The following is a 12,126-nucleotide window of genomic DNA, read 5'->3' on the forward strand; positions in this document are numbered from 1 at the left end:
CGTGCAGTGTAACGGGGACGATCGCTAATTTTTGTTGGGGCATAAGAAAAGCACCTCCTTTATTTAATACATGTATCGTACCAGGAGGCGCTGCGTATTTATATGCGTTGTTTGAATGGGGGCTTACGGTTGAGATTCTCTTACCGCCAATAATTAAATCATAGTCTTTTCCTAATTCTCCTTTAACTTGTTTTAGCGCTGCCTAACATTCATGAATATTCTCCCCAACTGTAAAATCTGTAAATGGCTCATGCTTATAAAGTACTGTCATATTAATCGACTCCTTTTCAAATAAAGATTACAATATTCTATTTGCAAAATTTGCGCCAAACTGCAAAAAATGGTTGCAGCTTTTTTAAGAAAGGGGTCAACTATGAACAAAAAAGAGAAGTCAAAACAATTAGAGATGTTTCAAATCATTTATGAGCAACTAGTAGAAAATATAGATGTAGGCATACAAGTAGTTGACTCTGAACGTAAAACCATTATTTATAACAAGAAAAAAATGCAAATAGAATCGATGTATTCAAAAGAAGTATTAAATAAAAACTCTCGACGTGTTTACCTTTGAAAACGAACAAGACAGTCGACTTCTACAAGCATTAGAGGATGGGAAAACGGTAAAAAATGCAAAACAAACCTATTACAATAAAAATGGGAAGAAAATAACGACCATTAATCATACGTATCCTATTATTTTCAAAGGAGAACGAATAGGTGCAGTCGAACTTGCAAGTGATATTACTAAATATGAGCGTTTAAAAGAAAATATGTTAAAAAACGGATTAACTAGATACACATTTGAAAGTATTATTGGTATTAGTCCAGCTTTAAAGGAAGTGATTGAAAATGCTAGGCGGGCAACTAGGACTTCTTCTTCTGTATTAATTATCGGCGAAACAGGAACAGGTAAAGAGATATTTGCACAAAATATTCATCATGCAAGTGATCGGGCGAATGGCCCTTTTTTCACAAAACTGTACGGCCATTCCAGATAATTTAATTGAAAGTTTATTATTTGGAACAAAGAAAGGTGCTTTTACTGGGGCAATTGAAACTCCAGGTCTATTGGAACAAGCAGTAGGTGGGACCTTATTGCTCGATGAAATTAACTCCTTAAATCCAGCATTACAAGCTAAATTATTAAGAGTTCTACAAGAACGAACAATAAGAAGAGTAGGAGATACCAAAGATAAAAAAATGAATGTACGGATCATAACAACCATTAACGAAGATCCCATTGAAGCAATGCAAATAACCATCTTCGAAAAGATCTCTATTACCGGTTAAGCGTTGTATCGCTATTTATTCCACCCCTTCTTGATCGAAAAGAGGATATTCCTTTACTAGTAAATTATTTTATCGAGAAGTATAATCGCATATTTCAAATGGACATTGCAGAGGTTGATAAACAAATTCTCCAAGCCTTTCAGCAGTATAACTGGCCTGGTAAGGTAAGAGAATTAGAGCATATTATTGAGGGATCGATGAACCTAGTAACAGATGGTGTAACTACCATTGGTTCCACTTTACTCCCTTTCCACTTTATTAATCAGTCGGATGTAAGAATGGAAGCTGTCGAATCAGAACATCCAACGAGCAATCATTATGTGGCAATCGCTGAGTCCAATAAAAACCTAAAAGATCTGCTAGTTGAAGTGGAATCGAGTTATATCAAAAATACCCTTCATAAACACAAAAACAATATTACAAGAACAGCAGAATCATTAGGGATTAGTAAGCAATCTTTGCAATATCGTTTAAGGGAATTTAAAATTAATCAATCATCTATACAGAATTAGGAAAAACATTACACATTATGTAGATATCAACTTTCTACCATTTTTATGCGTTTCATTTAAAGAGGTTGTTCAAAAATGAGAATAGCCCTTTTTGAACAACCTCTTTAATAATTATTCGTATTTTTATAAGTCAGCAGGAAAGACAATATTCATTTGTCTTCTAGCTTCTTCAAGTATTTTCGCTGTTAATAGAGTGTTCTCAAAAGAATTTATATCAGATTCAAATTTCTTATTTTGAAGAAGATGAATAAACTCTTCCACTTCATAAAACATCCCATTTTCCTCTTGTGGTCTGCTAATATCTTTAACAGAGCCGTCCCGGTATTTGATTTCTACTTTTTTAGGGGTATTCATTTGATCCAATAGAATACTTCCATTTTCTCCTTGAATTTCAGATGGTATATAGGAGTTAGTAATCTTCGAATACATGATGACGGCCTCCATTTCATCGTACTGCAAAAGGAGACTTCCCTCACCATCTACTCCTGATTCAAGTTTTAAGCCTTGAGCAGCAACTTTTTTCGGTTCACCAAATAATGCAACTAATGGATATACACAATAAATCCCGATGTCCATCAATGACCCATTAGAGAACGTAGGATCAAACGCATTAAGAACCTCACCATTTTTATATTTATCATACCGCGATGAGTATTGGCAGTAGCTAGCAAAATAACGACGGATCGTTCCAATTTTGTTTAAATATTTTTGGATCATTTTAAAATTTGGAAGAAACGTTGTCTTTAGCGCTTCCATTAATAGTACCCCATTATCCTTTGCACAAGAAATCATTGCTTCCACCTCTTTTGTATTAGAAGCAAGCGGTTTTTCACAAAGAACATGTTTGCCATGGTTCATCATTAGCATCGCTTGAGCCGCATGCAGTGAAGTAGGGCTCGCTATGTAAACTGCATCTATTTCTCGGCTTCTTGCCATCTCCTCTAGATCTGTATAAACGACAGAAGCTTGATGTTTATCCGCAAACTCTTGCGCACGTACTTCTGTTCTTGAATACACGGCCACTAACCTAAAATCGTTCAGTTTCTTAGCTGCATCAAGGAAACTCTCTGTAATCCAATTTGTTCCAATCACACCGAACCTTATCATATTAACCTCCACTATTCTTGTTTACTGGTAATTGAATGGTCATTGTCGTACCGACATCCACCTTACTTTTGATTATTATTGAACCTTGATGGGACTCAATAATTTTGCGACTGACCATTAATCCTAAGCCTGTCCCCTTTTCCTTTAATGTATAAAAAGGTTCACCAAGACGTGGTATTAAATTCTCTGGAATACCCGAACCCTGATCAGTAATGCTTATGGAAACAAACTCACCCTCTATAGACACCACTGTTGTAACCGTCCCACCTTTAGGCATGGCTTCCATTGCATTCTTGTAGATATTGATAAAAACTTGTCTTAATTGATTACTGTCACAATAGATGAAAGGAATGTCTTGCTTGACGATCATGAGCATTTCAACATCTTTTAATAGAGCTTGTGGACTAAGAAATTGAATAACACTTTCTGTTAATAATCGTAAATCTTCCATCTGATAATTGGCAACCTGTGGTTTTGCCACAGCCATAAACTCGTTTGTAATCATTTCAAGTCGATCAATTTCATTTAACATAATTGACATATACTCTACACTTTTTTCATCGGTTTCCTTTTTTATTAATTGTAAAAAGCCTTTAATCGTGGTTAGCGGGTTTCTGATTTCGTGGGCAAAACCAGCAGCGAGTTCCCCAACAACAGAAAGCTTTTCTGTTTTACGAAGTAACTCTTCCGTTTTTATTAAAGTTGTAATATCCCTCACTGTCCCAAGTACCTCGACAGTATCCCCATCTCGTTTGATCGGAATTAGCGAAGTTAAATAAATAAAGCCTTCCTTCACCTCATATTGAAATTCGACTTCTTCCCCTTGCCAGGCTCTTTCATTATACCTATTTAATAAATCAACATCTGTATTAGGATATATATTTTGAAGAGGTTGACCGATCACATCTTCCGGTAAGACACCTAATTCACGAAAGATTTTCCCATCGATTAACGTATGCACAAAGACACCATCTATTTTTTTAAACTTAAAGATAATTCCTTGATGCTGTTCTAATGTTTCCTCGAGTTCTTGTCTTATCTCTTGAAGCTCTTTTTCAGCTTTTCTTTGTTCTGTTATATTTCGTATAATTGAGGCACAAAACATTTCTCCATCATACATTTTCATTGGTGAAACCGTTATGCAAACGTCTAATAAAGTCCGGTCTTTGTGTTGTCGCTGTGTCTTATAATCTATAAGGGAATGTCCTTTAGCCAATCTACTAAGCAGATGTTCAAATTCTTCTTTTTCTGTTTCAGGAACTAAAGATGCTGCACTTAAAGGTTCATCTTCCTCATAACCAAACATCCTTGTAAACGCGGGGTTTCTTCGTACAAGCATTCTATCCTTTAAATTATAAATATAAATAGCTTCATCTGTATGTTTAAAGAGAAGTTCTAGCTCACTCTCTATATTTAACAATTTTTCTTCTGTCTGCCTTTTGTCTTCTAAAGGAACTTGGATATTAGCATTGTAGAAAGCTTTCATAATGAAGAAATACCCAATTACTTTAAAGACATGGCCTACTAAAAGGATAAGATCAGATCCTGTTTGATAAGTTGTTACTGTTACACCACATAAAATCAAGAAAAAGGAGGTACGCATTAGATTTAAGACGAAAATACTTTTTTTCTTCTTGTACTTTTTCCAAAGGTAGACGATTGCCATAAGATGAACAAAAGCAATCAGATATTCCAAACTGTTCTTTAAAGCCGTTGTTCCTGAACCCGCAATTAATTTTGGAAGGTACGCACCGAAGGAAAAGACAACATATGACGTAAGAAGAGGGAACAACACAAGTCCAACTAACCATAGATTTCGTACTATACTATTGACATGTCTAGATTTCCCTAATAAATATATTCCGATACCAAAAGCAACTGATTCCGTTATACGAGCCAGTAACCATAACCATGTCGCAACCTGCGGATTAGAATCTCGGAAAAATGGCAGCCCCTCGTAAGATAAAGTGTGTAGGATATCAAATATCGCTACATCCAAAAAAGTAAGCGCAACAAATAGCAAGATCCTAGATTGATTATAAGGAAATGTTAACCATCCATAAATAAAGATAGATACACAAATCGCGATACTAATGAACTCGAGTAAAGTATGTAATAACAAGTAATGGTCTAGTTCATAAAAATTGGTTTGTATACCTTGAAAAATAACCAATAACAAAATAACCATTCCTATGGTTGCCAAAACGATCGTGTTCTTTTCACTTTTGTTAAGCTGCAAATTTGTCACCTCGACAATTTAATAGTTCCATTATACCATTTGCAACTTTGGTTTTATGCGTAGAGTTGAATTTTTTTTCTTAATAAAAAGCTCTATTTTTCTTTTCTAAAAAGGTAGAACTCCGTAACAAAAAAGATCACTTTAAGTTCGCTTATTTGTATGCAATCATAATGATTTGAGATTTTTAGTGTATATTTTTAATTCTTCTATAATAATCTGTTCCATATCTTCTTCCAATAATTGAATACCGTATAAATATCCACTAAGATAAATTCGTTTCCAGACAACCTCTCCTTTTAAAACCAAGGGGGCCTCTGATAAGGTTAGATTTAATTCGATTTTTCTTACCTTCTCTTTTTCTAGAACATTAGTATCGAGATAAACCTGCACACCTTTAGGACTCATATTAATTAGTTCCCCAGTATAAGATCGATTTTTCTTTTCGACCTGACCCTCAGACTTTAAAGTGAATACCAACGAACATACTAATGGTTTACTAAATTCATACCTAAAGGCTTCGTTACGATTGTATCTTTTTGAAGTCATTTTCATTCTCCTTCATGTCTGCATTTACTTTAAACTGTAACGTTAATTGTGAGATAACAGCAACTTCTGTTTTTCTTTATGATCGGAACTAATATTATTGTAAGGATGACATTATGAACTCTTTCTATATATCGGCCTACCTTAAACAAAAATAAAGAGTAGATCAATAAATAATGATCTACTCTCATCCCATTCATCTTACTTGCATTTGATTACACTAACGCTTCGTTCTCTTCCTTCTTAAAAAATGTTTTCATTGCGTGATACACATCGCCTTTTTCCTTTAAAATATAGTGACGAAAACGAATATCCTCAATGTTTTTATAAGCGCTCATTAGTGTAGAATGCCGACTATATTGATTGACTTCCCCATAACCAAACATACTTGATACATTCATCAATTGCTCTACAAGCTTTAAGCAACGAACGTTATCAGAAGTGAGGTTATCACCATCCGAGAAATGAAACGGATAAATGTTATAACGTGATGGATCATACTTGTTATCGATCACTTCAAGAGCCTTTCGATAAGCAGAAGAACAAATAGTTCCACCACTTTCCCCTTTAGAGAAGAAATCCTCTTCAGTGACTACTTTTGCTTCTGTGTGGTGAGCGATAAATTCAATGTCAACGGTTTCGTACTTCGTCCTTAAAAAACGAGTCATCCAAAAGAAGAAGCTTCGGGCCATATATTTTTCCCATCTACCCATTGAGCCACTTGTATCCATCATCGCTATAACGACAGCTTTTGATTCTGGTTTCGTTACTTCATTCCATGTTTTAAAGCGAAGGTCATCATTATAAATTGGGATCAAACCAGGTCTACCTTCTAGAGCATTTCTTTTAATTGCTGAGAGAATCGTACGGCGTTTATCAATATTACCCATCAAGCCTTTTTTTCGAATATCATTAAAATCAATATCTTCAATGATGATCTCATCTTCCTCTTTCTTTTGAAGGTTTGGTAACTCTAATTCCTGAAAAAGCATTTCCTGCAATTCCATTATTGATACTTCCGCTTCGGAATAATCCTCGCCAGCTTGATCGCCTGCTCCCTGACCTTTACCAGGTCCTTGCTGCTGCTTTTTAGCATTGGGATCTCTTGCTACTACATCCCCTACCTTACTATCCCCTTGCCCTTGACCAACATGTTTATTCTTATCATAGTTATATCGTATTTTGTATTCATCTAGAGAACGGATCGGAATCCGAATCACATCTCGACCATTCGACATGACAATATTTTCTTCGCTAACAAGATCTGGTAAATTTTTCTTTATTGCTTCTTGGACTTTTTCTTGATGACGTCGCTGGTCTTGATACCCTTTTCGATGAAGAGACCAGTTTTCTTGTGACACGACAAATTGACGTTGATTGTTGTTCGTCATGTGATTCCCCTCCCTTTTCTAATCATCCCACTTATTCAAAAATTACATAAAGTTGCTTTCACAAACTTAAAGTTCCTCGCATATGATGGTCTCGAGTCTCGATGTAAAGCAGCCTCTATAAGAATGGCTTACTTTATCCTATGCAGACGAGGAAGAGAGTTGCTAATAAATTCTGCCAAATCTGCTATTTTCGAAAGAGGACAAGCAAAAAAACAATGTTTAATCGCTTTCATCTCTGATGCACTACTTTAAATATTCTAGTGACCCGTTTAGGCTAATAGTAAATAAATCTAAAATATTCAAGGGTTGAACCTTTTTTTTCGCTGATACGCTCTTAGGATTTGAGCTATGGTCTGTTCGCTTTTATATTAATTTCCGTAGATATATTTAAGCATTAGCTTTAAAATCGAGTTTTCTCTGTTAAATTCAAAAAATCACTATTAAATAAAGAGACTCCTATGTTCGGTCATTTGCACCCGATAATACTTACATCGAATCTATAAAACCAATTATCGGGATAAAATAAGATCAGACAGAAAAAAGCAGTCTCCACCTCGGGGCGAAAACTGCTTTTCTTCTTATCTATTCAAGAGACTTCCTACATAACGAAGCAGTTCATTGGCAGATGTTGAATTATAGCCGTGCTCATCAATTAATCTAGCAATGACTTCATTAACTTTTTTCAACTGAGACTCATCTGGAGTCTTCGTTGAAGTTGTGATCTTTACGATATCCTTCAGATCAGCAAATAGCTTCTTTTGAATCGCTTCACGTAAGCGCTCATGGGAATTATAATCGAATTTCTTTCCTTTTCTCGCATAAGCCGAAATCCGGATTAGAATTTCTTCACGGAAGGCTTTCTTCGCATTCTCAGAGATTCCAATCTGTTCTTCAATCGAGCGCATTAACTTTTCATCTGGTGTCATTTCATCACCAGTAAGAGGATCGCGCAGTTTATTTTTATTACAGTAAGCCTCTACATTATCAAGGTAGTTATCCATTAGTGTCTTCGCTGACTCATCATAAGAATACACAAACGCCTTCTGTACTTCTTTTTTGGCAATTGTGTCGTATTCTTTTCTTGCCACTGAAATGAAGTCGAGGTAACGCTCGCGATCTTCTTTGCTTATAGAAGCATGCTCACTTAAACCTTCTTTAATGGATCGCAGCACATCAAGAGCGTTAATGGATGTTAATTGTTTTCTAATAATTGCCGAAGAAATTCGGTTAATGACATAACGTGGGTCAATTCCACTCATACCTTCATCCGGATCTTCCTGTTTTAACTCTACTAAATCTTGAGAGTTAAACCCTTCTACACTCTCGCCATTGTATAGGCGCATTTTCTTAAGTAAATCCACACCTTGTTTAGCTGGCTCTTTAAGTCGAGTTAAAATAGTGAATATAGCAGCTACTCTTAACGCATGTGGCGCGATATGAACATGTGATAAGTCACTATCCGCTATCATTTTCTTATAGATTCTTTCTTCTTCATCAATTTTCAAATTGTAAGGCACTTTCATCACGATAATCCGTGAATGTAAGGCCTCATTCTTTTTATTGGATATAAATGATTTGTATTCAGATTCATTGGTGTGCGCAACAATTAATTCATCCGCGCTTATTAAAGCAAATCTGCCTGCTTTAAAATTCCCTTCTTGTGTAAGAGAAAGTAAATGCCATAGGAATTTCTCATCACATTTTAACATCTCCTGGAACTCCATCATTCCTCGGTTTGCTTTATTTAACTCACCATCAAACCGGTACGCTCTTGGATCTGACTCTGAACCGTACTCAGCAATTGTTGAAAAATCGATACTACCAGTTAAATCAGCAATATCCTGCGATTTCGGATCAGACGGACTAAATGTTCCGATCCCTGTACGTTTATCTTCCGAGAAAAATATTCGCTCAACAATAACATCTTCAATTCTACCACCATACTCCTCTTCAACACGCATTAGGTTTAATGGTGAGAGATTACCTTCAATTTTAATTCCATACTCATCAAAAAAGTCTTTACGAAGATGATTCGGAATTAAGTGAAGGGGATCCTCATGCATTGGACATCCTTTAATAGCAAATACTGCCCCTTTGTCTGATCTTGAATATTGTTCTAATCCACGTTTAAGCATTGTTACAAGAGTTGACTTACCACCACTTACAGGTCCCATTAACAACAGAATACGTTTTTTAACATCAAGTCTTTTCGCTGCAGAGTGAAAATACTCTTCCACTAACTTCTCAAGTGACTCTTCCACCCCATACAATTGATCCTTAAAAAAGGAATACTCTTTTTTCCCATTCACTTCTTCGACTCCAGCATCTTTTATCATATTATAAACACGGGAGTGAGCAGTTTGGGCAACCCAGGGCTTTTCTTTTAGCAGATCTAGATAGTCAGCAAAAGTTCCTTCCCACTTTAAACGTTCTTCTTCTTCTCTGAAATTTTCAACTTTTTTTAATATTGACATATAACGTACCTCCATCCTCGTGGTCAAGAGCGAGATTAATAATCCATATGCAAAAATGAAAGTGAACATGCATCACATTTTAATTTCATCTTCAGCAAAGTCTTGTGCCCTACTGTTTTCAACATTAAAAAAAGTTTTAATGATACAATACATGAGTGCATGTAGGTGAAAATAATCAGTTCTAGTAGAGGTCTTTCTCATGCCACTTACCATTAGTGTAGCGATTCGTAGCATTTCAAAAAATTGAACCATTGAGATTCCAGATAACAATTGAAAAGAGTGTGTGTACAAAAATGCTGAGATCTAGTACTGGTTGGATTTTAATTGGCCTTATCTTTATCGTATTTATATTTTTATTAGTTGAAGTGAAAGCTGAAGTCAAAGAAGTAAAAACTTTATCAGATGTGATACAAGATCATGTTGATTTAAGTGGCATTTCTCTTTCAACTAATAGCCTGATGACTGACCGTAATGGCGATGTGATTAGTGAAATATATCGAGATGTTAATCGAGTTTATTTGAATTATGATGAAATTCCTACCCTTGTGGTTGATGCCTTTATTGCAACGGAAGATCAACGCTTTTTCGAGCACAAAGGGTATGACGCCATCGCGATTGCAAGAGCCATTCGTGCAAATGCCAAGCAAAAGAGGGTTGAAGAAGGCGGCAGTACGATGACACAACAATTGGTCCGCAATCTTTTTCTATCGCATGAGCAAACTTATAATCGGAAAATGAGTGAAATTCTTTATGCACATGAGCTAGAGAAAACCTATTCCAAACAAGATATTATTGAGCTTTATATTAATACCGTTTATTTCAGTAATGGGGTCTACGGGATTGAAGCTGCAAGCAGATATTATTTTAATAAATCGAGTGGAAATTTGACGCTTGCTGAAACAGCTTTTTTAAGTGCCGTGCCAAACAATCCAAGCCATTATGATCCACTAACAAACATTGACCAAACGAAATTAAGACAGGAGTGGGTTCTACAGAAAATGTTAGAGGCTTCTTATGTATCAGAAGAACAATACGAAGAGGCGTTAACTGAATCGATTGCCTTAAATGTTCGAATAAAAACCGACACACATCCAGACTATGTTACTTATATACATCAGGAGTTTACCGATTTAGTAGCTGAAAGCGAAGGATATAATCTTAAGCGTAGCCAAGCTAACTCTGATGAGGACAAACGACAGATTGAACAATCACTAGCAGCACGCGTTCAACAATTACTCGCACAAGGTGTTCAAATTGAAACAGCACTGGACCCCTTTATGCAAAGCTTTGCGATTAAAATGATCGTCAGACATGTGCCCGAATCTGACGTCCAAGCAGCCACTGTTGTGATTGATCATCAAAATAATGAACTAGTTGCCATTACTGGCGGGAAAAATTATCAGAAGTTTGATTTTCATCGAGGGTATCAAATGTACCGTCATCCTGCCTCAGCTATTAAACCATTACTTGTTTATGCCCCTTATTTGGAAGAACTTAATGTTCCGATTCAAAGTATGATAAATGCTGACCGCGTTTGTTTTAAAGAAAAGAGTGGAAACGACTATTGCCCTAGTAACTATGGAGGTGGGCAATATGGGATGGTTCCATTAACAACAGCCCTAAAGCACTCATATAACACTCCAGCAGTCCGTATTTTAGATCGAGTGGGAGTTGAAACCGCGTTCTCATATCTAGATAAATTTTCATTTTCTAAAGTAGACTCCAGGGAACATCAACTTGCTTCAGCACTCGGGGGTTTTACTCACGGGGTTTCTCCGCTAGAGTTAACGAGAGCATACACAACTTTTGGTCAAAATGGCTCTTATCGACCCGCCTATGGAATTAGGCAAGTAACCGATTCAGACGGAACGATTTTATACAGATGGAAACAGGATTCAGTTGAAGTATGGAGTAAATCAACCAATGACAAGATGCGCAAACTTTTAGCAGAAGTTATGAGGAGTGGTACAGCAACTAGAGCTCAAATCTCTGCCCCCTACTCAGGAGGAAAAACAGGTACATCAAGTAATTATATTGATCTTTGGTTTGTCGGTTTAACCGAGCAATACACGACAGGTGTATGGGTTGGAAAAGATAAATGGTCAAGCATTGCTCATATTTCAAACAAAGCCCCCCATTTAGAAATATGGAAAGAATTGATGAAGTAACATAAATGCGTCTACTAACTCCCCTTATACAAAAGCGTTGAACTGTTATGAAAGTAGCATCCTCTGTACTGTGACATAATTATAAAAAAAGAGCAATCACTCGGTTCCGACCCCCGAAAGTTAGAGTAGAAAATCTAACTTTCGGGGGTGTTTTTATGGCCAAATATAGTGAAGAATTTAAAATAAAGCTTGTTACCGAGTATTTAAATGGAAATCTTGGATATAAATTATTAGCGAAAAAATACAATATGCCCTCTCAAACCCCAATACAAGATTGGGTAAGATCCTATAAAATAAAAGGGATAGAGGGATTAAAGCGAAGAAAAATGAAGGAAGCGTACTCTGTTCAATTTAAAATGGATACGATACAATTTATGGTAGAAACAGGTGCTTCTTTTCAGG

Annotated in this window: 7 protein-coding genes and 1 pseudogene; 3 read left to right on the top strand and 5 right to left on the bottom strand. The window is 36.1% G+C overall.

Going from position 1 to position 12,126, the window contains the following annotated elements; translation table 11 throughout:
- The first annotated feature begins 373 nt into the window (after window positions 1–373).
- Window positions 374–1,802, top strand: a pseudogene (locus LDX58_RS24970) (sigma-54 interaction domain-containing protein).
- Between the two features lie 123 nt (window positions 1,803–1,925).
- Here LDX58_RS24970 and LDX58_RS24975 read toward each other — a convergent pair.
- The 5 genes from LDX58_RS24975 to LDX58_RS24995 all read right to left on the bottom strand — a co-directional run bounded on the left by LDX58_RS24975 (window position 1,926) and on the right by LDX58_RS24995 (window position 9,556).
- Entirely contained in the window at window positions 1,926–2,909 is a 984-nt protein-coding gene (locus LDX58_RS24975) for a Gfo/Idh/MocA family protein (protein ID WP_227940369.1), read from the bottom strand.
- 1 nt (window position 2,910) lies between these two features.
- A complete protein-coding gene (locus tag LDX58_RS24980) occupies window positions 2,911–5,148 on the bottom strand; it encodes an MASE3 domain-containing protein (protein ID WP_227940370.1) in 2,238 nt (745 codons plus the stop codon).
- Window positions 5,149–5,313: 165 nt separating this feature from the next.
- Window positions 5,314–5,694, bottom strand: a complete 381-nt coding sequence (locus tag LDX58_RS24985) for a PilZ domain-containing protein (protein ID WP_227940371.1) — start codon at window positions 5,692–5,694, stop codon at window positions 5,314–5,316.
- A gap of 212 nt (window positions 5,695–5,906) precedes the next feature.
- Window positions 5,907–7,082 carry a sporulation protein YhbH gene (gene yhbH / locus LDX58_RS24990; RefSeq protein ID WP_227940372.1) on the bottom strand — a complete coding sequence of 392 codons (1,176 nt, stop codon included), beginning with the start codon at window positions 7,080–7,082 and terminating at the stop codon, window positions 5,907–5,909.
- Window positions 7,083–7,660: 578 nt separating this feature from the next.
- Window positions 7,661–9,556 carry a PrkA family serine protein kinase gene (locus tag LDX58_RS24995; protein WP_227940373.1) on the bottom strand — a complete coding sequence of 632 codons (1,896 nt, stop codon included), beginning with the start codon at window positions 9,554–9,556 and terminating at the stop codon, window positions 7,661–7,663.
- A 293-nt stretch (window positions 9,557–9,849) separates the two neighbouring features.
- Between LDX58_RS24995 and LDX58_RS25000 the strand changes: the two genes are divergently transcribed.
- Window positions 9,850–11,724 (top strand): transglycosylase domain-containing protein, encoded by a 1,875-nt coding sequence (locus LDX58_RS25000; protein WP_227940374.1) that lies wholly within the window; start codon window positions 9,850–9,852, stop codon window positions 11,722–11,724.
- Window positions 11,725–11,879: 155 nt separating this feature from the next.
- Window positions 11,880–12,126: helix-turn-helix domain-containing protein (locus LDX58_RS25005; protein WP_227940375.1), on the top strand; the 247-nt coding region annotated here is incomplete at its 3' end.

The sequence above is a fragment of the Alkalihalobacillus deserti genome (genome assembly GCF_020734105.1).
Taxonomy (GTDB): domain Bacteria; phylum Bacillota; class Bacilli; order Bacillales; family Bacillaceae_D; genus Halalkalibacter; species Halalkalibacter deserti.